Genomic DNA, 26,607 nt, shown 5'->3' on the forward strand with positions numbered 1-26,607 from the left:
GTTTAAACCAAAACTGAAATAGTCTCAACATTGATCTTTTTGATTAATGTAACTTTTATATTGGCAGTGTACTTATGTTTTCCTAACCTACACTTAATTTTACTTAATATGAAAATTTAAATGCCAATTCTGACCACCAACCCAAGCACCGCCAAGGAACGCGCCGAACACCCCTTGTTAGTGTCACTGCGCTTTGCCTGCTTGACGACCAAACACCGCAATCCAATGGACTGCCCGCGGGTACAGCAACGCGTCGCAGAGTTGAATCGTTTAATACCACCCAAGCCAGCTATCGACAAATTGTATGTCAATCGTGCTGGCGAATTGGGGCCTTCATTCGTTCTGCGCGTAAACGGCAGTAATTACCAAGCCACCCTCTGGCGCAGTAGCCATCATGCTGCCGCCATTCACCCGCTATTCAGCCACGCAATCGCGTAGGAGGCTGATATGGACTACCAATCAACACGCATTCGCACTGCTCGTAAACCGCACAAGTGCTGCGAGTGCCATAACACCATCAAGCAGTGTGAAAAATACACGTTTACGTCAGGCGTATGGGATGGCGAACCCGCCAGTTTTAAAACATGCCAGAACTGTTGGGAAATACACGCACAAACATCGCGTTATGTGAACTTAACACCAAGTGAGTGCGACGACTACCCCTGCTTTGGTGGACTCATTAACTGGTTTGATAACCGCATAAGCTTTGACTACCAAGACGAGACGTTCGTGTTGGCTATGGCCAAAGCCATTGGCGTACCGCCACAGCAGTTAGCCACCCAACTCTTAGACTTCACCTTTCAAAATCTTAAAGCCAACGGCATTTTGGATATCGATGGAACGGTGCAAGAGAAGCAAGCCATCTCAAGTCATAAATCAGTTGGTCAAACGGCTAGATATGATCGTAAAACAAAGATCGTTGATTCCGTTGAAGGCCATAAAAAATAGCATTTATCTTCGGAAATCATCTTCGGAAAATGTTCGGCAAGCGAATTTAAGGCATAAAAAAAGAGGTAAGCCGTTTAAGCTAACCTCTTAATTATTATCGATAAGTAGGTGGTACCCGAGGCCGGACTTGAACCGGCACGCTGTAACCAGCGAGGGATTTTAAATCCCTTGTGTCTACCGATTCCACCACTCGGGCTCATCGATAAATGGAGGCGCGACCCGGAGTCGAACCGAGGTCCACGGATTTGCAATCCGCTGCATGACCACTCTGCCATCGCGCCTTTTTTGGAGCGACATACCGGGTTCGAACCGGTGACCTATACCTTGGCAAGGTATCGCTCTACCAACTGAGCTAATGTCGCATTCCTATCGCTGCCGGAGGTTTTGCCCCGACTGCGGTTGGCATTCTACCTATTTAACGAAGGGAGTCAATCGCCAATTGGGCATTTTAAAGCAATGCTGAATCAGATGCTGGCAATTTGTCCAATTGATTGATTTTCCCGCGCATTCGCTATTTAGGCAAACCTCCATGTTTGCCTTATTCTGCATTACTCGTCTATCTTCGGCAGGCTAACAAATTCCAGCCCCAGCATTTTGCGCATAACGCCAACCACCTGGCAGCTATAACCGAATTCATTGTCATACCAGACATACAAAATCGCACGGTTGCCATCGGCAATGGTCGCCTGAGAATCGACCACGCCCGCATAACGTGAGCCGACTAAATCGCTGGAAACAATCTCATGCGATTCAGTAAAGTCGATCTGGTTCTGCAGTGCAGAATGCAACGCAACACCTTTGAGATATTCGTTCATATCTTCTTTGCTGGTATCGGTTTCAAGATTGAGGCTCAATATTGCCAATGAAACGTTTGGCGTTGGCACGCGAATAGCGTTGCCAGTCAACTTACCAGCTAACACTGGCAACGCTTTAGCAACCGCTTTAGCGGCGCCGGTTTCAGTGATCACCATGTTGAGTGGTGCACTGCGTCCGCGACGATCGGCTTTGTGGTAGTTGTCGATCAGGTTTTGATCGTTGGTATAAGAGTGGATGGTTTCGACGTGTCCATTGACGATGTGATATTTATCATTTACTGCTTTCAAGACCGGCGTAATTGCATTGGTAGTGCAACTAGCGGCAGAAACAATAATATCTTCTGGCAGAATATCGTTGTCATTAACACCGTATACAACATTCTTGATAGCACCTTTCGCCGGTGCTGTTAACAGCACTTTGGCAGCACCAGGGCATTTCAGATGTTGACCAAGCCCGGCTTCGTCTTTCCAGATGCCAGTGTTATCAACCACTAATGCGTTGTCGATACCATATTTGGTGTAATCCACTTCGTCTGGAGAATTAGCATAAATCACCTGGATATAGGTACCGTTGGCAATAATGGCGTTATTTTCTTCATCGACTTCTACAGAGCCGTTAAACGGACCATGCACTGAATCCCGGCGCAGTAAACTGGCACGTTTTTCCAGATCCCCCGGACGGCCACCGCGCAATACAATTGCCCGCAGACGCAGTTTGTTACTGCGACCAGTACGCTCAATCAGCAAGCGCGCCAACAAACGGCCGATACGACCGAAGCCGTAAAGTACTACGTTGCGCGGTTCTACTTCATCCTGGCACGCAATAGCTTCTGCCAGTTCTTCTTTCATATAACGTTCAATCGCTTCAGTGCCGGTATTGTTGGCCCAGTACTTAACCGCCAACTTACCGATATCCACTTTGCACTGTCTCACCGGCAATTTGCTGAGCGCTTCCAGAAATGGAAAACTTTCCCGCAGACGCAGTTTTTCACCGACATGCCGTCTTACCAGACGATGGGCTTTAATAATATCGATTGTGGAAGCGTTCAACAGTGGTTTGCCGTACACCACTACTTCAACGCCCTGATTACGGTACAGTTTACCCAGCATCGGCTGCATGGCTTCAGCCAATTCAAAACGTTCTTGCCAACTTTGCAGGTATTTATCAGCGCTCATTTACAGATCCTTTAGGTCCCAATCTCCAAAAATGACAGGAAATGATTGAGTAACAAATAGAAACGACCAATAATCAGAACAATGACATCAGTGCCATCGTTTTTGGTCGGCGCTATTTTAAAGAAATCTTGCGGTACAGGCCAGTCCGGAATTCTGAATAACTTTGTAATTTTATTATATTTTTCAGGGAGAAATAATGTTGTTAATACGGAATTTTGTAATAATTACATCATTTTCTTTCATAATCCTGCTAAGTGGTTGCGAAAGACTCACTCCCACGGCCAAAATCTGTAAGAATAATCCCGAAATTTGTACTGATTTGCATAAAGATGGCTGGTGTCGCGCCCAGCGAACAGCGTTGGTCAATGATCGACTCGAGGTAAAAAACGCTTCGACGGCAACAGGTGAGCAGCTTTACCGCTTAATGCTGGACACTGAGCGCTATAACAACTGTGTCTGGTTAGGTTCTGGAGTGAAACACATTGAACATCCAGAACGCAGTAATGATCGTGCCCGTGCCTATACCATGAGTTCACAAGCGCTCACAGCACTGCAAGAGCAGACTAAAAACAGTAAAGATCCTCTACTTGCGTTTTATCACTGGAGCCGCTTAGGTGATGAATCCGCACTGGAAATTCTATTAACAGCCGAAAAACAGCAACAGATCCATACACCAGAAATCCTCGCTGCGCTTGGTGGATATTACCTGAAACGAGATAGCAGCAAAGCACTCACGTTATATCTGGATGCGATGAAAGGAGCCTCAGAGGAGACGTTTAACAGCGATTGGCTCTTAGGGGCCGGGCAGGCATTTATGCAATTAGGCTTACCGGAGCAAAACTATCTGATGTCTAGAGCTAATTTGCTATTAAGTAACAATCCGGCCAATGAAGAAAAACTCAATGCGCTCGTAAGTACTAAAATTCGGCTAAAACAACTCAATGAGCAGGCAGAGGAACTGGCGGACGCGTTACGTAATGGTGCCTACCCCGATAGCGACTGGCCGCGAAGATTAGCAGTCGCAGCACAGACGGCAATCAATCAAACCCAACATACAGACCCCGTTAAGTCGTGAAAGATAGTGCAGTGATGGAGTTGTGGTTGCAGTTATAGGCGTCACAGCAACAGGCAAGATACCTGCCACCTCAGTTACTCCAACATAATTATTTTTCAATTTTTGAACGCATCAACTAAATTTGTTCATAAAAAAGGCGGATTATCGCTTTCGTCCTGGTTTAACTTGACTAAACCATGCAGTTTTGTAATTTTATTACCAAATCATATCGAAACCTGAGGGATATTTTATGACTATCCGCGTAGCTATTAACGGTTATGGTCGCATCGGACGCAACATACTGCGGGCGTTATACGAAAGTGACAAAGACTATCCAATTGAGATTGTGGCCATTAACGATCTGGGTGACGCCAGTATCAATGCTCATCTCACTAAATATGACTCAGTACATGGGCGTTTTAACGCTAAAGTCGAACATGATGACCAGGCCATTTATGTTAATGGTGATAAAATTTTGACTTTTTCAGAACGTGATCCCAATAACCTGCCCTGGGCGCAACTCAAAATAGATGTGGTATTTGAATGCACTGGCATTTTTACCAGCAAAGAGAGTGCTCAACCACACCTTAATGCCGGAGCCAAAAAAGTGATTATTTCTGCTCCTGGTAAAAATGTTGATGCCACGGTGGTTTACGGTGTTAACAATCAGGTACTCCGCGCCGATATGACCGTGATATCCAACGCTTCCTGCACCACCAACTGTCTGGCCCCTATTGCTAAACCGCTGAACGATGCACTGGGCATTGAATCTGGTTTAATGACAACCATTCATTCCTATACCAATGACCAGCGTTTGACTGACGTTTACCATAAAGATGTACGCCGCGCACGAGCAGCTGCTTTATCAATGATCCCGACTAAAACAGGGGCGGCTGCCGCTGTGGGATTGGTGGTTCCAGCGTTACAGGGCAAATTTGATGGGTTAGCGGTCAGAGTACCAACCGTGAATGTCTCACTGGTTGATCTCTCATTTATCGCTTCCCGAGACACCACCGTTGAGGAAGTGAACGACATTATTGTTCAAGCCTCCCTGCAATCCCCCATGAATGAAGTGCTAGCAATCAATACAGAACCACTGGTATCGATTGATTTTAACCACAATCCCTATTCATCTAACTTTGATGCCACCCAAACACGGGTAAATGGCCGACTCATTAAAGTGATGTCTTGGTACGATAACGAATGGGGCTTCAGCAATCGTATGCTGGACAACGCTGTCGCCTTGATGAACGCCAAGTAATGGCCGAATAGACGAAAAAGACCTGCCAATGCAGGTCTTTTTTATGGCGTTATTCCGCGAGCTGCCGCTCAAGCTGTTGTGTCACAGCTAACGGAGAACCCGAGTGGTGCGCGAGGATAACATACGCCACCGGGATCACCAGCAGCGTCAACACTGTCGCCAACAAGATGCCGAATAACACCACAACACCAATCACAAACCGGGTTTCAGCTCCAGCACCTGAAGCCATCACCAAAGGCACGGCTCCCGCCGCGGTAGTAATCCCGGTCATCAGAATAGGTCGTAAGCGTTGACGCGATGCTCGCATAATCGCTTCCTGAAAAGTGATCCCGCGGTCACGTAACTGATTGGCAAATTCCACGATTAAAATGCCATTTTTGGCCGCCAGACCAACCAGCATAATGATGCCAATTTGACTGTAAATGTTGAGGCTCTGCGCCGTGAGCCATAACCCCACAAGCGCCCCCGAGATTGCCAACGGTACCGTCAGCATAATCACTAATGGATGAATATAACTTTCAAACTGCGCCGCCAACACTAAAAATACTATTCCCAAAGCCAGTATAAACACAAAATACATGGAGCTACCTGACTCCTGATAATCCAACGATTGCCCCTTATAACTGATCACCGCCTCGGCAGGCAGATGTTGTTGTACCAGATCGTTGAAATATTCCAGTGCTTCACCTAGTGAATAGCCATCGTTAAGGCTGGCCTCTATCGTAATGGCGCGCATCCGATTGTAGCGATTCAATTCACTGGCATCAGCGAATTCTTCGATGGTCACCAAATTGGACAACGGGATCAGCGCGCCGCTGCGTTCTGAGCGCACATAGATGTTCTGCATATCACTGGGGGTATTCTGTTGCTGGCGCTCCCCTTCAATGACGACATCATACTCCTCACCATCTCGCATAAAAGTCGTCACCAGCCGTGACCCCAGCATAGATTCCAGCGTACGACCGATTTGCGCATTCGAAACCCCTAAATCTGCGGCACGATCTTTATCAATCACCACCCTGAGCTGTGGCTTGGTTTCTTTGTAATCAAAATCCAGCCCGGAAAGTCCTGGATTATCCGCAGCTTTTTGCATCAGGATGTCTCGCCATTGGGCCAATTCGGCATAGGTAGGACCACCCAGCACAAATTGCACCGGTTTATTGACTCCGCGACCAAATGCCTGACGCATCACCGGAAAGGCGCGAATACCCGAGAGCTCTTTAAGACGACGGTTGATATCCGCCACAATGGCCTTCGCTGGACGGCGTTGCGACCAGTCATTAAGCACGATAATGGCCATGCCATTTGAGAAGTTAGCATTGCCTCCCCATCCACGTGGCGCGCGTACCAGCAAGCGTTTGATTTCACCATTGTCCACTAACGGCATCAGTCGCCGCTCAATGTCATCCATATATTCGGCGATGTAACTGTAGCTGGCGCCTTCCGGCCCATTGACCATCAAAAACAGTGAGCCACGGTCTTCCTGCGGCGCAAATTCTTGCGGGATCAGCTTCAACAAGAAGCCACTGCCGATAAATGCCAGCCCCACGAATACTGTTGTGAGTAACGGTTTTGCAAAAGCGCGTTCAAGACTGGCCTGATAGACATGTCCAAGTTTGGTCATTGCGCCATCAACATAACGCATCAGCGCCGTGTCTTGAGTTGCGGGTTTTAGTACTTTGGAGCACATCATGGGGCTTAGCGTTAGTGCTACGAGTGAAGAAAAAATTACCGCCGCACTCATAGTCACCGCAAACTCCTTGAATAACTTACCTAGGTCCCCTTCTAGGAAGCTGATAGGCATGAACACGGATACCAGTACCGCCGTGGTCGCAATGACGGCGAAAGCGACTTCCCTAGCGCCCAGATAAGCGGCCTTCAGCGGTGGTTCTCCCGCTTCTATGCGCCGATGAATATTCTCCAACATCACAATCGCATCATCGACCACCATGCCGATAGCCAAAATTAATGCCAGCAGCGTCAGTAAATTAATGGTATATCCCAGGGCATATAGCACGATAAAGGTTGCCAGCAGAGAGACTGGTACTGCTAGTGCGGGCACCAACATTGCGCGAACACTGCCGAGAAACACATAGATAACGATAATGACCAACACCACGGCAATAAACAGGGTTTGATAGACTTCATTGATGGAGGATTCGATAAATACCGAGCTATCGTAGGAGCGTTTGATCTGCATTCCCTGCGGCAACGTAGGGTTTATCTGATCAACTAATTCATTTACCGCTCTTGCGACCTCCAGTGTATTAGCCGTTGATTGTTTGGACACTCCCAGTCCGATCATGGCTTCACCATTACCACGGAACATGATCCGGTCTTCTTCCGAACCGAGTTCCACACGGGCCACGTCCCCCAACGTCACTAGATAACCGTCGTCACCACGATGGATAACCAATCTGGAAAAATCTTTTTCGGTCAGAAAACCGCGCTCAACCCGCACGGTAAAGTGGCGCTCTGCTGATTCAATTGAGCCTGCCGGTAATTCAACGTTTTCAGCGCGTAGCGCCGCTTCAACATCTGCGACAGTCAGTTGCCTTGCCGCCAACGCTTGGCGATCTAGCCAGACTCGCATCGCGTAAACTTTGCCACCACCGATACGGATGGTAGCAATACCATCAATCACGGAGAAACGGTCTGTCAGATAACGCCTTGCATAATCAGTAAGTTGAATGGTAGATAATTGCTCCGACACCAGATTCAACCACATAATCACTTCATCACCACCATTGGCCTTTTGTACTTCGGGTGGGTCGGCTTCTTCTGGTAGATTGTTGAGTAAACCTGAAACCCGATCTCGGACGTCATTGGCAGCAGCTTCAATATCACGGTTGATATCAAACTCAAGGACTACAGAAGAGCGGCCATCGCGGCTAGAGGAACTGATATGACGAATGCCTTCAATACCACTGATACGATCTTCCACCAATTGGGTGATGCGGCTTTCTACCACGGCGGCACTGGCACCGCGATAGTTGGTATCAATGGCAACGATGGGCGGATCGATATTGGGGTATTCCCGCAGTGGCAACTTATCAAATGACACCAGCCCAAAGGCGATAAGCAGTAGGCTGATAACGGATGCAAATACGGGACGTTTTACTGAAATATCGGGAAGTATCATGTTATTGGCCCGCCGCTATTGACTGAAACTTTCAGCGCTTTTCACGCGCAGCAACTGACCTTCGCGGACTTTCATTAAGCCTCTGACAATCACTTGCTCACCAGCCGTCACACCATCAATGATCTCCACCCAGCCGTGAGTTCTCTGCCCTATCGTTACTTCACGGCGGCTTGCTGTATTTTCATCTGTTACCACATACACTTGATGCTTTTGCTGAACAGGTACAATGGCGGACTCAGGTAACAATATTGCCTGTCGGTCTTGTTTGATGAGCCGCACTTTCATCAACATTCCTGGAAGCAATTTGGCATCAGGGTTTGGCAACTTCGCCCTAACAGTGATGGCTCGAGTTTCAGGATTAACGCGACTGTCGATAGTTATCACTTCACCATTGAAAACCTTACTGTCATAAGCTACCGCGGACGCTTCCACCAGCTTGCCCGGTTGTAGCTGCTGGATAAACCGCTCTGGCACTGGGAAATCCAGCTTGATGGTGGCGATGTCATCTAATGTGGTGATCTCCATTCCTGGCGTCACTAAACTCCCAAGGGAAATCTGTCGCATGCCTAAGCGCCCCGCAAATGGCGCCCGGATCTGTCGATCATTCACAGCGGCATTGGCTGCCGCTACTTGAGCAAGGGCACTGTCTATCAGCGTTTGTAAGCGATCCTGCTCAGAAGCGGCAATGGTGTGACTATCCACGAGTCCCTGGATTCTCTTCAGTTCTCGGCGACTTTCAGCTAGCTGTACTTGCGCTTGTTGTAACTGCGCCCGCTGCTGTGCATCGTTTAGCTGTACTAACAGCTGTCCGGCCTTCACCATGTCACCATCGTTGAAATAAATCGCGGTGACGAGGTCGCTTACAATAGGCGTAACGACCACAGCTTCGTTGGCGCTGACACTCCCAAGAGCCTCGACTTCATCTCGTATTGGTTGAGTCGATGCGTGATACACCACAACTTCCGCTATATGCTGATCTGCACTGCTTAGCGCTTGCGGCGTACGGTCTAAGCGCCACCAGACTGCCAGCAATATGGATATGACAACTAACAGTAACAGCAGTTTTTTCATCGGAACCCCAGCTTATGACGCTAGCCCGTAGACTGTAACGAGGCAGCAATACTTGCAATTACCAATGATGTTGAAAGTGAAATATGAATAGGGTCTTAAAACAGGTTCAGAATGCCAGTGCTATCACCATGTTTTTATTACGGATATTACTGAATTTAAAAAGTTTTATTATGTCATTTCAAGTAATTATCGACGAAATAGCGGAAGTGACGGATATTGTGAAAAATAATTAGTGATGGAAGATAAATGTAAATAAATACTACCGGCATAAAAAAAGCGCCTGAAAGGCGCCTTTTCACAGACCGACAAAATCAGCGGATCTTACGGTCTTCGCTCATAATGCCAGAAACCGCTTTATAAACACTCTGCACTTTATCTTCACTGAGCGGTTGGTCTTCGTTATCACGAATGCGGATCTCTGTCTTATTGGCGTCATTCTTGTCTTGAGCCACCAACAACCGATAGTTTGCTTTGTCTTTCAGCTTGATGCTGTCATCACTGAACAATGAACTCCAGAAACCAGAGGTATCATTGAATTTGACATAGTAAAGCCCTTTGGCAGAGTCCATGTCCACCACCTCAAAGCCCACTTCTGGTAATACTAAGGCTAAACGATCCCAGGTACGTTTTAACGGCGCATCAGCCAACCAGTAGCCTTCACCCTTATCATTTGCCGCTGCAACATAAGACATGTCTATGCCTTTACTTTGCTTGACTTTCATATCCTGCACAATACGGGCACGTTCTTTTGCCATAAAGCCAACAGCACTGTTAAGCATATCGATGGTGTAACGTTTTTTGTCTTCACTGTTCAGCAGTTGTTGGCTGTCTTCACCGTTATAACTTTGTTGATGATCCAACAAGTTAATGATCAGATTACCGGTACGTCCATGGGGGCGTACTTCCACGATGAACTGATAACGTTGGCGCACTTTGTACACCTTATCAGCACCAAACCAAGAACTGTCGATCACCTCTTCATGGTCAATCCAGTCGGTATCAATGACGCCGGTGTCGTAATCTTCTTTAGCGATGCCATAATTTTTGCTTTTAAGAAAACCTTCCACCACAGTGAACATCTCTTTTTTCAGATCCACACTGTTGTCAATGGTTTCCACCACCACTTTGATATTATCGCTCCCCTCTTCAACGTGGGTGCCATCCGCCATGGGTAGGATCTGTAGTGGTGGTCGAATATCCAACGCCTCTCCTACCACCGCATTATTAGCTTTTGCCTTTAATGGCGGAATGGCATATTCCTGACTGTATTTGGGAGTTTTTAAACCTTCCGGGATTGTCAAAGGTTTAGTCTCTGGCGCATTGACATAATCAAAGCCGCCATCTGCCTGACGCCGCTCCAATGGTGTAGTACAGGCTGTTACTGTTAAAGTAGCGACAACCAGTGAAATTTCCTTCAGTTTTAACATCTAATTATTTGACCTCTATACGGGCTTTTTTCATTGTCTGAAGCAACAGACCATGAAACTCCTCAGAAAGTTCAGTCAGCGGTAAACGAATTGTACCGTAACTAATCAATCCCATACGATGTGCCGCCCATTTTACGGGGATAGGGTTAGCTTCACAAAACAGCGCTTTATAGAGATCTTTAATCTCTGCCTCTGCGGCAACCGCAGCGGCATCATCGCCTCGTAAGGCCGCATCACACATGGCTTTAAACTGGGCTGGCACAATGTTGTTTGCCACAGAAATGACGCCATTTCCCCCCAGTTCAAGAAACTCTCTGGCGGTGGCATCATCGCCACTGAATAACAGGAAATCATCGCCACACAATTCGCGTAATTTTTTTACCCGGCTGAGATCGCCGGTTGCTTCTTTCACCGCAATGATATTGGGGACACTGGCGAGCTGCGCGACGGTTTCGGGCTTCATATCAACAGAGGTACGGCCCGGAACATTATAAAGAATTTGCGGAATATCAGTGCTCGCGGCAACAGCTTTGTAATGCGCAATCAGCCCATGCTGTGGTGGTTTGTTGTAATATGGTGTCACTCCCAACATGGCTGCGACATCTAGCTTTGACATTGCATGAGTCAACTCAATTGCCTCAGCTGTTGCATTGGCACCGTTACCCCCGATCACAGGGATACGTCCTGCCGCAAATTTTATCGCGTGAGCAACCACATCCACATGCTCACGTAGCGGCAATGTAGCAGATTCCCCCGTGGTACCTACCGCAACAATAGCATCGGTACCATTGTTGATATGAAATTCAACTAAACGTTCTAAACTGGCGTAATCCACTGAGCCTTCCGGGCTCATAGGGGTAATTAAGGCTACGATACTTCCGCTAATCATGAGATTTCCCCAAATATTCAGGATTCGCTATGGTACTGAGCCTGCGAAATGATGACAAGGGGCCGAGGGCTAACAATTGGAATAAGTTGTGGTAGCATTAGCCAAAGCATAAAAATCTCTCCTGTGTCGCTGTGTTAGCGTCACAGAACGCCCCTAGAATACGAGGAAAATTCATGACCAATTACCTGGTCGTTACCGCCATGGGCACCGATCGCCCCGGGTTGGTTGCTAAGCTTGCCCGTCTGGCGACAGATTGTGATTGTGATATTGTGGATAGTCGCATGGCGCAGTTCGGTAATGAATTCACCATGATTATGATGATGGCGGGCTCTTGGCCTGCCATCACTAAGCTGGAAACATCACTGCCAGGGTTGTGCGTTGAGTTGGAACTGCTGATGGTCATGAAACGTACTTCCAAACATGTGCCATTGACGTATATCTCGCGCCTAGAAGTGACCTTTAATGGACAGGATCAACGTGGCACCATGCGCAATATCACGCAGTTTCTGGCTGACCGTTCGCTGGACTTGGCAACAGTAAGATCTTTTGCCGAAGAATTAGATAATGGCCAGCAGACACAACATCTGCTGTTCACCATCAATGTGCCGGAAAAAGTGGATTTGCCGCAGTTGGAGCAAAGCCTGCACACGCTGGCCGCAGAGCTATCTCTGAGTTGTGCCATACGGCGTATGCAAGGCGTCCCGGTCGTCGAAAGAGATTAATCAAAAGTTACAAGGACAAGTCAACATGAATACGCTAAAAGCCGGTGCAGTTGCGCCCTCCTTTACTTTACCCAATCAGTATGGCGAGCCGATATCACTGCAGGATAAGCTGCAGCAGCACAAAGTGCTGGTTTATTTCTATCCCAAAGCACTCACACCAGGGTGTACCGTGCAGGCGTGTGGCCTACGCGATACCAAAGCGGAATTAGCGGCACTTGGCGTGGTGGTGTTAGGGATAAGCACAGATCCGGTCGCCAAACTGCATAAGTTTATGGAAAAACACCAACTGAATTTTGATCTGCTCAGTGATGAGGATCATGCAATAGCAGATGCCTTTGGTGTTTGGGGTGAAAAGAAATTTATGGGCAAAGTCTATGACGGCCTGCATCGCATCAGTTTTCTTATTGCTCAAGATGGCAAAATAGAAACTGTCTTTGATCAGTTCAAAACCAAAGATCATCACCAGGTGGTACTAAATTACCTCAAGGGCTGATGGCTCTAGTTATTATTGCGAATCATAAAAAGCCACTATTGCAGTGGCTTTTTAATCGGGGATATTCATTACTGAGTGACTGAGACCTTAGCAACTGCCGCTGTGTTATCAGTGCTAGGCCAAACATTAATCACCGCTTTTACCAATGATGCCAACGGGATAGCAAAAAATACGCCCCAGACACCCCACAGTCCTCCGAAAATCAGCACCGCGGCGATGATCACCACTGGATGCAAATCGACTGCATCGGAAAATAGCAAAGGCACCAGCAGGTTACCATCCAGCGCTTGGATGATACCGTAGCCCAACATCAAATAGCCAAATTCGGCGCTAAATCCCCATTGGAAAAATGCCACCAAGACAATCGGCAGCGTTACTAACGTGGCCCCCACATAAGGGATCAGTACCGACAATCCGGTTGCCACCCCCAACAAGGCTGCATAATTGATCCCCATTAAAGCAAAGAATATGTAAGTGGCGATACCAACAATCACAATCTCAATCACTTTACCGCGAATGTAATTAAAGATCTGTTGCTCCATCTCAAACCACACTTTGCGGGCCAACTCACGATTGCTTGGGAAAAAACGTTTACTGCCTTTTATCAGCGGCTCTTTATCTTTCAAAAAGAAGAATACCAGCAAGGGCACCAGAATCGCATAAACCATCAACACTAACAGCGATGCTGAATAACCTAACAACTGTTTGCCAATGCCCAGCAGATGTTGGGTATCCAGTAACTTTTTCAGCTCTGCCAACATGGAATCTAATTGCTCGACACTGATAAACTGCGGATGTTGCTGTGCCAGTTGCTGTAATAAGGTGATCCCTTTATCTAGCATATTGGGCAACTCTGCCAGCAACGAACTGCCTTGACGCCAGATGCTGGGAATTAAACCAAATGAAATCAGGATCATCACCCCAATAAACAGTACCAAGACCAACGATGCCGCCATGGTGCGATTAATCCCTATTCGCGCCATCTGAGCTACTGGCCACTCCAACAGAAATGCCAATACTAGAGCAACCAGTAATGGCATCAGCAAACCGCCGGCGAAATACAAAATGAGGGTAATGCCTAGCAGAATAAATAACAGTGTTAACGCCTGTGGATCGCTGAAACGTGCGCGGTACCAACGGCTAAGATAGTCGAACATTCAAGATTTCCTGTATGAAAAAGCGATTTGGCATGGTGACAGGCATATCGTCTGGAGAGTCACTTTTCTCCCAGTATAAACGTTCCCAATTTACAGAACTTTGCGGGAACATACTATCAAATGGGATTGTCTGATTGCACAATGATGACTGCAATCGGATAATGTCACAGATGTTATCACCAGCATGTGCAACAAATAACCGTATATGCTTGCTAAACATAAACTTGCCCTATTATCCTAAGTTGCACGTCAAACCACAAGCCAAGCAGTGATACCGCTGAGGCAATATTTCTGAAGGTTCAGCTTGAGTACATTGATGTTTTCCCGTTGTAAACACCTGATACTGGCCACAACTCTTGCGGTTGGTCTTGGCACCTCTGCTCACAGTTTTGCTGCGATAGATGACCTACCGGATCTCGGTACTGCGGCCAGTCATGCGTTGAGCATTGATAAAGAGATGATCTACGGTGATGCCTATATGCGGGTAATTCGCGCACAGGCGCCGGTGCTGTACGATCCGCTGCTTGAGCAGTACATCACCGAGCTGGGTAACCGTCTAGTAGCACATGCTAACGATGTCCGAACACCCTTCTATTTTTTTATGCTGCAGAATGACGAAATCAACGCCTTCGCCTTCTTTGGTGGACATGTGGCAGTGCATACCGGACTATTTTTGTATGCCGATAACGAAAGTGAGATGGCATCGGTGTTAGCACACGAAATCTCGCACGTGACGCAACGGCACTTGGCGAGATCCATTGAAGCGCAGCAGAAAACCGGGCCCGTCACCCTCGCCGGGATGCTCGGTGCAATTTTGTTGACGATTGCCGCCCCGCAGGCGGGTATGGCAGCACTGGCCAGTACCCAAGCACTGAGCGCGCAGTCGCAGATTAACTATACCCGGCAACATGAACAGGAAGCCGACCGGTTTGGGATGCGCACTATGGTGGCCGCGGGATTTGACCCGAATGCCGCAGCAACTTTCTTCGCTAAACTGGCCGCCAAGTACCGCTACACATCAAAACCACCACAAATGTTGCTGACTCACCCTTTGCCAGAATCGCGAATTTCTGAAGCGCGCGACCGCGCCGCACAGTATCCACACATAGATGTGCAACCTAACCTGAATTTTCACCTTGCAAAGGCGAGGATCCAGGTGCGTTTTTCCAGCTATAGCGATACGGCAGCTTTATCACTGTTTAACCAACAGCTAGATAAAAAGGATTACGTATTCAAAGAAGCAGCGCTGTACGGTAAAGCATTAGCATTATTCCGCCTCAAAGATTACAAAGGCGCTGAAGCAATCATTGATGATTTATTGAAGCAGGATCCTGATAACCTGTTTTATCTGGATACCAAAACCGACTTGCTGACAGAAGCCAAAAAATACGATCAAGCGATTAAATTACTTGAATCTCAGCGACGTTTCCGACCTTCATCACTAGTGATTAACACCAACCTTGCTAACGCTTATCTGGAAAACAAACAAGCCGCTAAGGCCATCCCGATATTGGAACAGATGACCTTTGACGACAAGGAAAACCTGTTGCCCTTCCAAATGTTATCAGAGGCTTACCAACAGACGGGCGATAAGGCAATGGAGTTTTACGAAAAAGCCGAGGTGATGGCGTTGCGGGCCAATTATGAAGGCGCCATTGATCAATTAAACTTCGCTTACCGTGAATCCGACGGCAAGCCATTACAGATTGCCCGCATAGAGGCCAAGCTAAGGCAGTTCCGAGATGCACAGGAACAGATGAAGAGTTTGAAGCAATAAATCGCAAGGTATCGATGAATAACGCTGCGTCTGACGTGGCGTTATTTTTTTGTTATGCTCGCGTTTATATTTTAGCTAAGGTGATGAGTTCCATGCCAAACGTAACCCTATTTCATAACCCTCGTTGTTCCAAAAGCCGCGAAGCACTGGCGTTGTTAGAACACACCGGTTGCCACATTGACATTGTCGAGTACCTTAAAACACCGCCCGATAGCAACACCATCAAAACGCTGTTGGCATTGTTGCAACTGTCGCCACGGGAGCTAATGCGTACCAAAGAAGCCGAATACAAAGAACTTGGTTTGGACAACCACGAACTGACGGATGAACAATTGATTGCCGCCATGACACAGACCCCTAAGCTGATAGAACGGCCTATTGCTATTGCCAACGGCAAGGCCGTCATTGGCCGGCCACCAGAGCAAGTGTTGAGTATTCTGTAATAGCCCTGAACCGCCTGACATTGCTCGGATTTTTCAGCTTATCTTCAACTCGTTAAGCATTAGGGACTTTAAAATCGGCTATGTTATATTCTGTGATACAAAACTGTAATATCTCCATAACAGATATAGCCGGAGGTTCCTCACATGCAACGGATAGCGTTTTTTCTGATAGGCATTATATTGGCCGGATGTGGCGGTTCTGGCAGCGATTCCGGTGCAAACACACCTCCAGAAACGCCAGCCAATTCAATTTCTCGCTGCGCCGTGCAAAGCACACCGCAGATTATCACCAGCGATAACATCCGCTTTTATCTGCAGTCACAATACCTGTCTCACCAACAAAGTAGTGTAGTGGCGACACTGGCAAATGGCACAAGTAGCGGTTATCAGTTTCACTGGCAGCAGACGTCAGGAACTCCGCTGACGCTAACAGTGACCGATAATGCGGTATTACCTTTTGTGGCTGATAGCTCTGGCGATTATGGTTTTGAAGTGACGATAGCTAATGCTGAACAGCAATATACCGCCATCATAAATGTCATAGTGACAGAGGGCGATGGCTTAAGTATTCGCCTAGATCACCAAGTGGTGGAAGGTGCTGATGTCAGCCTACGCGTGGACCGTCGCAGTGGTAGTTCAATACAAAATCTCAGTTGGTGTGTTGCTTATGGCCCAGATGTCACATTAAATCTGGACGATGTGGAAGTGCCTTTATTTACAACGCCACAAGTCAATAGTGATTCACTACTGATCCTTCGAGCAACCGGCACCGCAAACGATGTGCAGCTCAGCGATGACGTCAATCTATTGATTACAAATGAAGCGGCCATAGACTCCGCTTATTTTGACAAACCCATTGCTCGAACTCATAGCTATCGTGCCGATTCTCCTTGGCGTAATGTCCTTCGAGGGTGTGTCTACTCTAATCAGCTGGCCAACAGTTGTACATTGACCACATTACCCCTTATCGGCCAAGAAACCGCCGAAAATGCCAGTGATAAAGCCGCCATTATGAATCGGGTGCTGGTATCTCATGATTGGATGGGCAAGAATTTTGAAGCATTTCTAGACAACCTTGATCCCCATGGCGACTTCGCCACATTATTGCAATCAGTAACCGCCATAGTGATCAGCTACGATGTCAGGCCATCGTTTTATTGGGTAGCCACCGGGGCAATTTATCTCGATCCTGAAGACCTTTGGTTGACCGCCGCAGAACGGGATACCATCAATGAAGCGGCAGATTATCGTTCCGCCTTTGGTCAAGATCTGCAATTTCTGGTGCCTTGGCGTTATGTAAAGAACAACGATTATGCCTCGATATACCGCAGCCCCGCCCTGCGCCAGTCACGTTCGCTATCGGAGTTAGAACCGGATTTAGCCTCCCTGCTCTACCATGAACTCGCACATGCTAACGACTATTTCCCGCGCAGTATTCACAGCAGTCTGCAAGGGCCAACCTTAGTGGATGATTACAATCGCCGCTCAGCCAACAAAGCGTTGGGTTCAGATCAATTAACCAACACATTGCCTTTGCAATCGACAGAAATGCAATCGCTAGCTGAGGTAAATTTTTTAGGTGATAACGCAACAGCCACAGAAAGGAGCTACTCACCCGCAGACGTGGCGAGTTTCTTTAGCCCTGACCGTGCCAATGACTTCTATAACTACAGCACCTCCAGAGAAGATGCGGCGATGCTGTTTGAAGAGGCGATGATGAGCTATCGGCTGGGGATCCAGCGCGACGTCGCCGTTACTGATAAACCTGCAGTCATCAGTTCAAGCACTGTGACGGTGAACTGGGGCCAGCGTGGCCGCATAGCGGAGCCAGCAATTCAGCCAAGAGCGGCGATGATAATTGATTATCTGATGCCGGAACTGGATGGTGCGGCCATTGAGGCGGCCCTGCCACCGCCAGTGGCAATGCGTGCCGGCGAAAGTTGGCTGGCTAATCTGGCGCTCAGCAACAATGGCAAAAATACACCACAATTAGTCTCACCGAAGAATATTTCCGAACAACCGCTGCGACTGAGTGGCGAGCGCCAACCACGGACGCAGCAATAGTCGCTATGTATGAAAGTCGAAGGCCGCAGTTGCGGCCTTCTTTATAAGTTAGTTGCACTAAAGCCTGAGCATCTCTTTGATAAAAGGGATGGTCAGCTTACGTTGATGCACCATTGACGCTTTATCAAGCTTATCCAGTACATCAAACAAGGTCCGCAGATCTCGCGCCAGTCGGTTTAGCAAGAATTTACCGACATCTTCGGGGAGTTGTAGTCCTCGCATGGCGGCGCGGCGCTGTAAGGCAGCCAGTTTTTCATCATCAGCCATAGGATGCAGTTGATAATTCAACCCCCATTGCATGCGAGACACCAGATCCGGCAGACTGAAACCACAGTCTGCTGGCGCATGTCTGCCACTGACAACCAGCGCACATCCCTGACGCTCCAGTACCCGGTTATACAGGTCGAACAACGCCTCTTCCCACAAAGGATGACCGACAATGGCATCAACATCGTCAATACACACCAAGTCCATCATTTCCAACCCTTCCAGCAATGCAGTAGCAATACTGGCGTGGATCCCAAGCGGTACATAAAAGCTGGAACGCCCACTTTCGTTGGCATGGGCACAAGCGGCATGGATCAGATGCGTACGCCCGGACTTTTCTGGGCCCCATAAAAATAGCGCTTGCGGTCCTCGCCCTTCAGCGCAGGCGATTAAAGTCTGGATCAGTTGATCATTGCCCTTAGCGGGGTAGTAACTTTCAAAGGTTTCGTCATCAGGTAAGTGCACTGGCAACGATAACTGAAGTGGCGCATTCTGAGTCAATCGGCGTTATCCCATCAAGCCTGTTATTATCCGCGATGTTACTGACGGCTGTGCCATTCGTATGTCCCGGCACTCACCGCAGTATCAAAATCACTGCTGTTTGAGGCTGGGAGCGGCGTCATGCGCGATTCCAGTCCAAACAAATTTTTCAATTCATCAACAGAACCAAACAGCTGCAAGCGATAACTGACATGCTCACCCTGCAATTTACTCATAGTAAAAGACTTTACTGCGGTTAGCTGTTTTAAAAAGGCTTCAATTTCCACTAACTGCTTTTGACTAATGCCAGAAAATGACACAGTTGTTTGCTGTGACGCGCCAGAATCTGCCACCGCATAACGGGACACAAAATAGTCTGATAACGCCAGCATCATGGCTGCGACAGCGGCTGGTTTATCGGCAACGGTATTTTGATCAGAAACCAACGGCAGCATAAAAGGCTGACCGCCTGCGGTTTTAGTATATAACGCCAGCTGATATCGAATCCCATCAGCGACAGGCTCTAGCGTACCCATGGCGAAGTAGTCTGTCTGATAGCGATTGGAAGCGCGCGCGATAGCATCCGCAAACTGGCCGCGCACATCGTTGATGTTTACCGCTTGCAAATCATCCAGATCCATCAAGGGGAATAACACCGGAATGCCTCGCTGAGAAGATGCATCAGCAAACAATTTACGTTCATCAATATCCGCGCCATCAGCCACAATCTGCGGTTGACTATTGTTGTCGGCAGCTAGCCAGAGCAGCGTCAACGGCCGTTGTCGGCCCCACACTGGTTCTCCGGCAGCGCGTAACAGGGCGATGATCCTGTCGTGTTCAAATAATGCCCGGATCTTGAGCTGTCCTTGATCGTCAAAGTAACCGAACTGAGTCACCATTGAAGAGGCTTGCGACAACTTCTCAACAATCATACTGTTACTTAGCACTCCTCGAGCACCGGAATTTTTCAGTAACACATTTCCCAGCGCTTCTCGAAGCGCGGCATCACGGTCGGCATCAGATCGCGATGCCGCGCTGACCATGGATTGATCTAATTGGCTAACCTCAACAGCGTTCGCTGGTATACAGCCTAACAACAAGTAACAACTGAGCAGTCGGAAAAATAGTTTGCGCATAAATTAGTTAATCTGAAATGGCGCCTGTGGCGCAAGTGTACCATAGATCGTTGTTGGCGGAATCGACTAATCCACAGCTTCAGCTGGTTCCATAACATCGTAGAGAAGCTCATCAGCACAATTGTAAAAATTTTGAACTATATCGCCTAAAAAACCCAAAACATATAATTCGGTTGCTGGTAGCATATGCCGGTTTACCTACACCACGGATAATAATGATGAAAAACCTCACCCTTCCACTGCAGGGCGCACAAATGCTGTTTGTCGCCTTCGGTGCGCTGGTGCTTGTCCCGTTGTTGACGGGGCTTGATGCCAGTGTTGCTTTATTTACCGCCGGCATCGGCACCCTGATTTTCCAAATTGTGACTAAACGCCAAGTGCCAATTTTTTTGGCTTCCTCATTCGCATTTATTGCGCCCATTACCTATGGCGTAAAGAATTGGGGAATTTCCGCAACCATGGGCGGGCTTATCGCCGCTGGCGCGGTATATTTGGTGCTGTCCACACTGGTCAAACTACGTGGGCCAGAATTTATCACTAAATTGCTACCACCTGTCGTCGTCGGCCCCGTCATCATGATCATTGGTCTTGGCTTGGCGCCTACCGCAGTCAACATGGCGCTGGGGAAAACCGGCGATGGTAGTGTCGTATTAGTGTCGCAACAAACGGCACTGTTTATTTCTATCGCGTCACTGGTTACCACCATAGCAGTGGCTGTTTTTGCCAAGGGATTGCTGCGCTTGATGCCTATTCTTGCAGGCATTATTGTGGGCTATGTTTTGAGCTTGTTAATGGGTATTGTGGATTTCAGTGCCATTGACAAAGCGGCGTGGTTCTCTGTGCCAAACTTTGTTGCTCCCGAATTTAGCTGGAAAGCGATTGCCTTTATGATCCCGGTCGCCATCGCACCGGCAGTTGAGCATATTGGTGATATTGTGGCTATCTCCAATGTTACCGGTAAAGATTTTCTGAAAAAACCCGGGCTTCATCGCACCTTAGCTGGCGACGGTCTGGCAACGATGGCCGCTGTCGCCCTTGGTGGCCCACCAAACACCACCTATTCTGAAGTTACTGGCGCAGTGACCCTTACCCGTAACTTTAATCCGGTCACCATGACTTGGGCCGCCATTACTGCCATTATCCTGGCATTTGTCGGCAAGTTGGGCGCCGCATTGCAGACCATTCCAGTGCCAGTAATGGGTGGGATTATGTGTCTACTGTTCGGTTCTATTGCCGCAATTGGTCTTAACTCCATGATCCGCGCACAGGTGGATTTAGCGCAGCCGCGCAACTTGGCCATTGTCGGAGTAACTTTGGTGTTTGGTATCGGCGGCATGGCGTTCGGTGTGGGGGATTTCAGCCTGACCGGCATCAGCCTGTGCGGTATTGTGGCGATTCTGATGAATCTGTTGCTACCCCATGACTTGCATCATCACGAAAGCACACATTAAGTCATCAAAAAGCCGCTCAACGAGCGGCTTTTTTTGTGTTCAAACACGCTATTCTGGTTTAATCATATCGAAATGACGATAAGCTCTATCGGTGGCAATACGGCCTCTCGGCGTACGTTGAATAAATCCCTGCTGGATCAAGAAAGGCTCTAGCACATCTTCGATTGTCTCGCGCTCTTCCCCTATCGCGGCGGCGATATTGTCCAATCCCACAGGGCCGCCCATAAACTTATCAATAATTGCCAACAATAGTTTACGGTCCATGTAATCAAAACCTTCGCCGTCCACATCCAGCATATCCAGCGCCTGTTGTGCCACCACTTGGGTAATACGCCCATCATGTTTTACTTCGGCAAAATCACGTACCCGCCGTAATAGCCGGTTGGCAATACGCGGTGTACCACGAGAACGACAGGCAATTTCACGCGCGCCGTCAGCTTCCAATGGCAACCCGAGTACCGAGGCGGATCGAGTCACAATAGTGCTGAGATCATCCACATTGTAAAACTCTAACCGCAGTGGAATGCCAAAACGCGCCCGCAGTGGCGAGGTTAATGCGCCAGCGCGGGTGGTGGCGCCGATCAGCGTAAACGGAGGTATATCCAACTTGATAGAACGCGCCGCCGGGCCTTCGCCAATCATGATATCTAACTGGTAATCCTCCATCGCAGGATAAAGGATCTCCTCCACCACCGGGCTTAGGCGATGAATTTCATCAATAAACAGTACGTCACCGGCTTCTAGGTTCGTCAGCAGTGCCGCCAGATCGCCAGCTTTCTCTAACACAGGGCCTGATGTAGATTTGATATTCACGCCCATTTCGTTGGCCACAATCATCGCCAAGGTGGTTTTGCCCAATCCCGGAGGACCATAGATCAGCATATGATCCAGCGCCTCGTTACGGTTTTTGGCTGCCTGAATAAATACTTTCAGTTGCGTTCTGGCTTCATTCTGCCCGGTGTATTCATCCAGCATTTTTGGCCGCATGGCACGATCGATCAACTCTTCCTGCGGATTATTACTGTGGGGCTGAATCAGTCTGTCTGCCTCAATCATAACCAGGTCTCTGCTTATAACATCGATTTAAGCGCAGCCTTGATGAGGGTTTCAGAATCCATCCCCTCTTCAGCGGCCGATGACACCGCTTTACTGGCTTGTGCCGGTTTGTAACCCAATGCCAGCAAGGCCGCCATCGCATCCTCTTCGGCGCTATTGAGATTTGAAGGTGTATAGTTGGATTTGAGCATGAACTCGCGCTCATTACCGCTGGCGGTTTCCAGCAGGCTCTTTAGCTTGTCACGCATCTCCACCAATAACCGCTCAGCAGTTTTCTTACCCACACCGGGCAGTTTTACCAATGTGGCAATATCATCGCGTTCCACACAATTAACAAACTCTTGGGCAGTCATACCGGAAAGAATGGTTAATGCCAGTTTCGGGCCGACACCGTTGGCTTTGATCAGCAACCGGAATAGTGAACGTTCCTGTTTAGTGATAAAACCATACAACAGCTGGGCATCTTCTCGCACCACAAAATGGGTGTAGATGGTAGCCGTTTGGTTCAATTCAGGTAGTTCGTAAAAACTGGTGAGCGGCATCTGCAATTCATAGCCTACACCTTGCACATCTAACAGCACATCTGGAGCCTGCTTTTCCAGCAAAATACCGTGTAAACGCCCTATCATTTATATCTTCCGTAAGTTCTGATACTTGCCTTGCCACCAAGAGAGACCAGGCTTTGACAGGTATGATAATGACATAGTGCCACGCTGAGTGCATCTGCTGCATCGGCCTGAGGTTTAGCTGGCAGTTGCAGTAAATGCTGGATCATATGCTGCACTTGGGACTTCTGTGCCCTTCCGGTGCCTACGATAGCACTTTTAATTTGCGTCGCGGAATATTCAGCAACGGGTAGCCCCGCAACCGTAGCAGCCACAATCGCTGCGCCCCGCGCCTGGCCGAGTTTTAACGCCGAATCCGCATTTTTTGCCATAAATACCCGTTCAATGGCGAGTTGCTCGGGTTGATACTGGCGAATGATTTCAGATATACCGTCGAAAATCTGCTTCAGACGGGAGGGAAGATCTTCAGAAGAGGTACGAATGCAGCCACTGCCTAAATAAAGCTGGTGTCTTCCCTGACACTGGATGACACCGTAACCGGTGATCCTTGAGCCAGGGTCAACACCCAGAATAATCGACATAAGCCGCCTTATATGTCCAGTTTTTCCATAATTTCGTCAGAGATTTCACCATTATGGTAAACCTCTTGTACGTCATCATGGTCTTCCAGCATATCGATAAGGCGCAGGAATTTTGGCGCCGTTTCTTCATCCAAATCAGCTTTGGTCGAAGGCACCATGGTCACTTCCGCGTTAACCGATTCAAACCCTGCCGCATCCAGTGCGTCTTTTACCGCACCGAAAGCACTGGGTGTGGTGTAAACATCAACAGAACTGTCATCATTGACCACAACATCATCAGCACCCGCTTCCAGTGCAACTTCCATAATGGCATCTTCATCGGTGCCTTCATCATAAGAAATCACTCCCTGTTTGGTGAACAGGTAGGCAACTGAACCATCGGTACCTAAATTACCACCTGATTTGTTAAAGGCGTTACGCACACCAGTCACCGAGCGATTGCGGTTGTCGGTCATGCATTCCACCATCACGGCAGTGCCGCCGGGGCCATAACCTTCATAGACGATGGTTTCCAGATTTTCACCATCCAGCTCACCGGCACCACGTTTGATAGCGCGATCGACGGTATCGCGGGTCATGTTGTTAGACAGGGCCTTGTCTATTGCTGCCCGCAATCGAGGATTAGAATCGGGATCAGGGCCACCTTCACGAGCACTGACCGTCAGTTCCCGGATAAATTTGGTGAAAAGCTTACCGCGCTTAGCGTCTTGACGACCTTTGCGGTGTTTGATGTTGGCCCATTTACTATGACCTGCCATAAATCACTCCTCATGCTATCAGGCAAACAGTGGCCTGATATAAACAGACCGAGGCCACTGGCCCCGGTTTGATTGCGGGTTAAACACTATAATTATTCAGCTTTATCGCTGTTTTTTGCCACTACATTGATCCCCAATTCCGCCAACTGTTGTGGGTTAGCGGGACTTGGTGCGTTGGTCAGCGGACAAGCCGCAGTAGTGGTTTTCGGGAATGCCATCACGTCGCGGATAGAGCTAGCACCCGTCATCAACATCACCATACGGTCAAGGCCAAACGCCAGACCTGCATGTGGCGGAGTACCATAGCGCAGCGCTTCCAACAAGAAGCCGAATTTTTCCTGCGCTTCTTCCTCTGCAATCCCCAGAATATTAAACACGGTGGACTGCATCTTCTGTTTGTGGATACGCACAGAACCGCCCCCTAATTCAACGCCGTTGAGCACCATATCGTAAGCATCAGACACTGCGGCACCAGGGTTGGCAGCCAACTCTTCGGCGGTGACTGAACTTGGCGCGGTAAACGGATGATGCACGGCATGCCAGCCACCATCAACCTTCTCAAACATCGGGAAGTCAATCACCCACAACGGGCGCCACTCGCCCTGTAACAGATTGAAATCCTGACCCAGCTTCAAACGCAACGCGCCCATCGCCTCTGCCACAACCGTGGCATTGTCAGCACCGAACAGCAGGATATCACCATTTTGGGCTTCAGTGCGTGCCAGCAAAGCATTGACCACGTCTTCATTGAGGAACTTGAGGATTGGCGATTGAATGCCTTCTAATCCGGCGGCCAGATCATTGACCTTCATCCACGCCAAACCTTTGGCACCAAACACACTGATATATTTACCGTAGTCATCAATCTGTTTACGTGACATGGCTGCGCCGCCCGGTACCCGAATGGTGACTATGCGACCTTCGGCATCATTTGCCGGGCCTTTAAACACGGCAAATTCGACATCTTTAACTAGGTCAGCAATATCGACCAGCTCCAGCGGGTTACGCAGATCTGGCTTGTCCGAACCGAAACGACGCATCGCTTCTTGCCAAGTCATGACCGGGAATGTACCAAGGTCAACATTTAGCAGTTCTTGGAATAACCCACGCACCATGTCTTCAGTGATCTCACGCACCTGCGCCGAGGTCAGAAATGAGGTTTCAATATCGATTTGGGTAAATTCAGGCTGACGGTCGGCACGCAGATCTTCGTCACGGAAGCACTTAACAATCTGATAGTAACGGTCAAAACCAGACATCATCAGCAACTGCTTAAACAGCTGCGGTGACTGCGGCAACGCAAAAAACTCACCTTTATAAGTGCGGCTTGGCACCAGATAATCACGCGCACCTTCCGGTGTGGCTTTGGTCAGAATGGGCGTTTCGATATCAAGGAAACCATGGGTATCCATATAACGGCGCACTGCACTGGTCACCTGGGCACGGAACATCAACCGCTGTGTCATCTCAGGGCGGCGTAGATCCAGATACCGATATTTCAAGCGCTGCTCTTCGCTATTGTTCTGGTAGTTATCCAGACTCAGCGGTAACGGATCGGCGGCGTTGATAATCGTCAGTTCGGTTCCCAGCACTTCAATTTCGCCTGTCCGCATCTGGCTGTTCACTTGGCTTTCGGGACGAGCTCTGACAATCCCTTTGACCTGAACACAGAATTCAGCGCGCAGACTGCTGGCAACTTTGAACACCTCAGGCATATCCGGGTCGTATACCACCTGGATCAAACCTTCACGGTCACGAAGATCCAAAAATATCACGCCGCCGAGATCTCGACTGCGATTGACCCACCCTGCCAGGGTGACTTCTTGTCCAACGTGAGACTTGTTTACGTCTCCACAATAATGGCTGCGCATCT

At 48.5% G+C, this 26,607-nt stretch carries 23 protein-coding genes and 3 tRNA genes; 10 read left to right on the forward strand and 16 right to left on the reverse strand.

Translation table 11 applies throughout. The features are described 5' to 3' along the window. Positions 1–120 precede the first annotated feature (120 nt). Entirely contained in the window at positions 121–438 is a 318-nt protein-coding gene (locus IE064_RS03585; RefSeq protein WP_189616457.1) for a hypothetical protein, read from the forward strand. A 9-nt stretch (positions 439–447) separates the two neighbouring features. Beyond that, complete coding sequence (locus IE064_RS18100) at positions 448–948, forward strand: site-specific integrase (protein ID WP_229799842.1); 501 nt, start codon at positions 448–450, stop codon at positions 946–948. A 109-nt stretch (positions 949–1,057) separates the two neighbouring features. Here IE064_RS18100 and IE064_RS03595 read toward each other — a convergent pair. The 4 genes from IE064_RS03595 to IE064_RS03610 form a co-directional block, all read right to left on the reverse strand. After that, positions 1,058–1,144, reverse strand: a tRNA-Leu gene (locus tag IE064_RS03595). Between the two features lie 11 nt (positions 1,145–1,155). Further along, positions 1,156–1,229, reverse strand: a tRNA-Cys gene (locus IE064_RS03600). A gap of 5 nt (positions 1,230–1,234) precedes the next feature. Continuing rightward, positions 1,235–1,310, reverse strand: a tRNA-Gly gene (locus tag IE064_RS03605). A 186-nt stretch (positions 1,311–1,496) separates the two neighbouring features. Further along, on the reverse strand, positions 1,497–2,939 hold the full coding sequence (locus IE064_RS03610; RefSeq protein ID WP_133039223.1) for a glyceraldehyde-3-phosphate dehydrogenase: 1,443 nt from the start codon (positions 2,937–2,939) through the stop codon (positions 1,497–1,499). Between the two features lie 196 nt (positions 2,940–3,135). Between IE064_RS03610 and IE064_RS03615 the strand changes: the two genes are divergently transcribed. Together IE064_RS03615 and gap are read left to right on the forward strand one after the other, a co-directional pair. Continuing rightward, positions 3,136–4,014, forward strand: coding sequence for a DUF2989 domain-containing protein (locus IE064_RS03615; protein ID WP_189616459.1), 879 nt, complete (start codon positions 3,136–3,138; stop codon positions 4,012–4,014). A gap of 229 nt (positions 4,015–4,243) precedes the next feature. Then, positions 4,244–5,254, forward strand: coding sequence for a type I glyceraldehyde-3-phosphate dehydrogenase (gene gap / locus IE064_RS03620; RefSeq protein ID WP_189616466.1), 1,011 nt, complete (start codon positions 4,244–4,246; stop codon positions 5,252–5,254). 49 nt (positions 5,255–5,303) lie between these two features. On the opposite strand, the gene IE064_RS03625 is transcribed toward gap, so the two are convergent. From IE064_RS03625 to dapA, 4 genes are all read right to left on the reverse strand, one after another. Next, positions 5,304–8,396, reverse strand: coding sequence for an efflux RND transporter permease subunit (locus tag IE064_RS03625; RefSeq protein WP_189616469.1), 3,093 nt, complete (start codon positions 8,394–8,396; stop codon positions 5,304–5,306). Positions 8,397–8,411: 15 nt separating this feature from the next. Then, a complete protein-coding gene (locus IE064_RS03630; protein WP_189616470.1) occupies positions 8,412–9,467 on the reverse strand; it encodes an efflux RND transporter periplasmic adaptor subunit in 1,056 nt (351 codons plus the stop codon). 311 nt (positions 9,468–9,778) lie between these two features. Further along, the gene (gene bamC / locus IE064_RS03635) at positions 9,779–10,894 is read right to left on the reverse strand and encodes an NlpB/DapX family lipoprotein (RefSeq protein WP_189616472.1); all 1,116 of its coding nucleotides are present in this window, start codon (positions 10,892–10,894) and stop codon (positions 9,779–9,781) included. A 4-nt stretch (positions 10,895–10,898) separates the two neighbouring features. Continuing rightward, the gene (dapA, locus tag IE064_RS03640) at positions 10,899–11,783 is read right to left on the reverse strand and encodes a 4-hydroxy-tetrahydrodipicolinate synthase (protein WP_189616474.1); all 885 of its coding nucleotides are present in this window, start codon (positions 11,781–11,783) and stop codon (positions 10,899–10,901) included. Between the two features lie 173 nt (positions 11,784–11,956). Here dapA and IE064_RS03645 point away from each other — a divergent pair, with 173 nt between their 5' ends. Next, the gene (locus IE064_RS03645; protein ID WP_189616476.1) at positions 11,957–12,505 is read left to right on the forward strand and encodes a glycine cleavage system transcriptional repressor; all 549 of its coding nucleotides are present in this window, start codon (positions 11,957–11,959) and stop codon (positions 12,503–12,505) included. A 25-nt stretch (positions 12,506–12,530) separates the two neighbouring features. Further along, positions 12,531–12,998 carry a thioredoxin-dependent thiol peroxidase gene (bcp, locus tag IE064_RS03650; RefSeq protein WP_189616478.1) on the forward strand — a complete coding sequence of 156 codons (468 nt, stop codon included), beginning with the start codon at positions 12,531–12,533 and terminating at the stop codon, positions 12,996–12,998. A gap of 68 nt (positions 12,999–13,066) precedes the next feature. On the opposite strand, the gene IE064_RS03655 is transcribed toward bcp, so the two are convergent. Next, positions 13,067–14,155, reverse strand: a complete 1,089-nt coding sequence (locus IE064_RS03655; RefSeq protein ID WP_189616480.1) for an AI-2E family transporter — start codon at positions 14,153–14,155, stop codon at positions 13,067–13,069. A gap of 304 nt (positions 14,156–14,459) precedes the next feature. Between IE064_RS03655 and bepA the strand changes: the two genes are divergently transcribed. The 3 genes from bepA to IE064_RS03670 all read left to right on the forward strand — a co-directional run bounded on the left by bepA (position 14,460) and on the right by IE064_RS03670 (position 18,439). Beyond that, a complete protein-coding gene (bepA, locus tag IE064_RS03660; RefSeq protein ID WP_373295245.1) occupies positions 14,460–15,932 on the forward strand; it encodes a beta-barrel assembly-enhancing protease in 1,473 nt (490 codons plus the stop codon). Between the two features lie 92 nt (positions 15,933–16,024). Further along, positions 16,025–16,375, forward strand: coding sequence for an arsenate reductase (glutaredoxin) (arsC, locus tag IE064_RS03665; protein WP_207569726.1), 351 nt, complete (start codon positions 16,025–16,027; stop codon positions 16,373–16,375). A gap of 144 nt (positions 16,376–16,519) precedes the next feature. Then, on the forward strand, positions 16,520–18,439 hold the full coding sequence (locus IE064_RS03670) for a hypothetical protein (RefSeq protein ID WP_189616482.1): 1,920 nt from the start codon (positions 16,520–16,522) through the stop codon (positions 18,437–18,439). 57 nt (positions 18,440–18,496) lie between these two features. Here the strand turns inward: IE064_RS03670 and hda are convergent, their stop codons facing one another. Together hda and IE064_RS03680 are read right to left on the reverse strand one after the other, a co-directional pair. After that, entirely contained in the window at positions 18,497–19,207 is a 711-nt protein-coding gene (gene hda, locus IE064_RS03675) for a DnaA inactivator Hda (protein WP_133039605.1), read from the reverse strand. Positions 19,208–19,245: 38 nt separating this feature from the next. Then, complete coding sequence (locus IE064_RS03680; protein WP_268244728.1) at positions 19,246–20,322, reverse strand: DUF2066 domain-containing protein; 1,077 nt, start codon at positions 20,320–20,322, stop codon at positions 19,246–19,248. Between the two features lie 218 nt (positions 20,323–20,540). On the opposite strand from IE064_RS03680, the gene IE064_RS03685 reads away from it, so the two are divergent. Next, on the forward strand, positions 20,541–21,773 hold the full coding sequence (locus IE064_RS03685) for a uracil-xanthine permease family protein (protein WP_133039656.1): 1,233 nt from the start codon (positions 20,541–20,543) through the stop codon (positions 21,771–21,773). Between the two features lie 48 nt (positions 21,774–21,821). On the opposite strand, the gene ruvB is transcribed toward IE064_RS03685, so the two are convergent. The 5 genes from ruvB to aspS form a co-directional block, all read right to left on the reverse strand. Further along, positions 21,822–22,829, reverse strand: a complete 1,008-nt coding sequence (ruvB, locus tag IE064_RS03690) for a Holliday junction branch migration DNA helicase RuvB (protein ID WP_189616486.1) — start codon at positions 22,827–22,829, stop codon at positions 21,822–21,824. 14 nt (positions 22,830–22,843) lie between these two features. After that, positions 22,844–23,458, reverse strand: a complete 615-nt coding sequence (gene ruvA, locus IE064_RS03695) for a Holliday junction branch migration protein RuvA (protein WP_133039608.1) — start codon at positions 23,456–23,458, stop codon at positions 22,844–22,846. Continuing rightward, a complete protein-coding gene (ruvC, locus tag IE064_RS03700) occupies positions 23,455–23,976 on the reverse strand; it encodes a crossover junction endodeoxyribonuclease RuvC (RefSeq protein WP_133039609.1) in 522 nt (173 codons plus the stop codon). Before ruvC ends, ruvA begins: the two co-directional genes overlap by 4 nt. A gap of 8 nt (positions 23,977–23,984) precedes the next feature. Beyond that, entirely contained in the window at positions 23,985–24,734 is a 750-nt protein-coding gene (locus IE064_RS03705; protein ID WP_189616489.1) for a YebC/PmpR family DNA-binding transcriptional regulator, read from the reverse strand. A 92-nt stretch (positions 24,735–24,826) separates the two neighbouring features. Next, positions 24,827–26,605: an aspartate--tRNA ligase gene (gene aspS, locus IE064_RS03710; protein WP_189616491.1), complete on the reverse strand. Its 1,779-nt coding sequence runs from the start codon at positions 26,603–26,605 to the stop codon at positions 24,827–24,829. Between the last annotated feature and the right edge of the window lie 2 nt (positions 26,606–26,607).

This window comes from Shewanella fodinae (assembly GCF_014651955.1).
GTDB lineage: Bacteria > Pseudomonadota > Gammaproteobacteria > Enterobacterales > Shewanellaceae > Shewanella > Shewanella fodinae.

Excerpts from the sequence above, each read along its gene's own strand:
- IE064_RS03585 (WP_189616457.1), top strand. The coding sequence starts at position 121 with ATGCCAATTCTGACCACCAACCCAAGCACCGCCAAGGAACGCGCCGAA.
- IE064_RS18100 (WP_229799842.1), top strand. The coding sequence starts at position 448 with ATGGACTACCAATCAACACGCATTCGCACTGCTCGTAAACCGCACAAG.
- IE064_RS03610 (WP_133039223.1), bottom strand. The coding sequence starts at position 2,939 with ATGAGCGCTGATAAATACCTGCAAAGTTGGCAAGAACGTTTTGAATTG.
- IE064_RS03615 (WP_189616459.1), top strand. The coding sequence starts at position 3,136 with ATGTTGTTAATACGGAATTTTGTAATAATTACATCATTTTCTTTCATA.
- gap (WP_189616466.1), top strand. The coding sequence starts at position 4,244 with ATGACTATCCGCGTAGCTATTAACGGTTATGGTCGCATCGGACGCAAC.
- IE064_RS03625 (WP_189616469.1), bottom strand. The coding sequence starts at position 8,396 with ATGATACTTCCCGATATTTCAGTAAAACGTCCCGTATTTGCATCCGTT.
- IE064_RS03630 (WP_189616470.1), bottom strand. The coding sequence starts at position 9,467 with ATGAAAAAACTGCTGTTACTGTTAGTTGTCATATCCATATTGCTGGCA.
- bamC (WP_189616472.1), bottom strand. The coding sequence starts at position 10,894 with ATGTTAAAACTGAAGGAAATTTCACTGGTTGTCGCTACTTTAACAGTA.
- dapA (WP_189616474.1), bottom strand. The coding sequence starts at position 11,783 with ATGATTAGCGGAAGTATCGTAGCCTTAATTACCCCTATGAGCCCGGAA.
- IE064_RS03645 (WP_189616476.1), top strand. The coding sequence starts at position 11,957 with ATGACCAATTACCTGGTCGTTACCGCCATGGGCACCGATCGCCCCGGG.
- bcp (WP_189616478.1), top strand. The coding sequence starts at position 12,531 with ATGAATACGCTAAAAGCCGGTGCAGTTGCGCCCTCCTTTACTTTACCC.
- IE064_RS03655 (WP_189616480.1), bottom strand. The coding sequence starts at position 14,155 with ATGTTCGACTATCTTAGCCGTTGGTACCGCGCACGTTTCAGCGATCCA.
- arsC (WP_207569726.1), top strand. The coding sequence starts at position 16,025 with ATGCCAAACGTAACCCTATTTCATAACCCTCGTTGTTCCAAAAGCCGC.
- IE064_RS03670 (WP_189616482.1), top strand. The coding sequence starts at position 16,520 with ATGCAACGGATAGCGTTTTTTCTGATAGGCATTATATTGGCCGGATGT.
- IE064_RS03680 (WP_268244728.1), bottom strand. The coding sequence starts at position 20,322 with ATGCGCAAACTATTTTTCCGACTGCTCAGTTGTTACTTGTTGTTAGGC.
- IE064_RS03685 (WP_133039656.1), top strand. The coding sequence starts at position 20,541 with ATGAAAAACCTCACCCTTCCACTGCAGGGCGCACAAATGCTGTTTGTC.
- ruvB (WP_189616486.1), bottom strand. The coding sequence starts at position 22,829 with ATGATTGAGGCAGACAGACTGATTCAGCCCCACAGTAATAATCCGCAG.
- ruvA (WP_133039608.1), bottom strand. The coding sequence starts at position 23,458 with ATGATAGGGCGTTTACACGGTATTTTGCTGGAAAAGCAGGCTCCAGAT.
- ruvC (WP_133039609.1), bottom strand. The coding sequence starts at position 23,976 with ATGTCGATTATTCTGGGTGTTGACCCTGGCTCAAGGATCACCGGTTAC.
- IE064_RS03705 (WP_189616489.1), bottom strand. The coding sequence starts at position 24,734 with ATGGCAGGTCATAGTAAATGGGCCAACATCAAACACCGCAAAGGTCGT.
- aspS (WP_189616491.1), bottom strand. The coding sequence starts at position 26,605 with ATGCGCAGCCATTATTGTGGAGACGTAAACAAGTCTCACGTTGGACAA.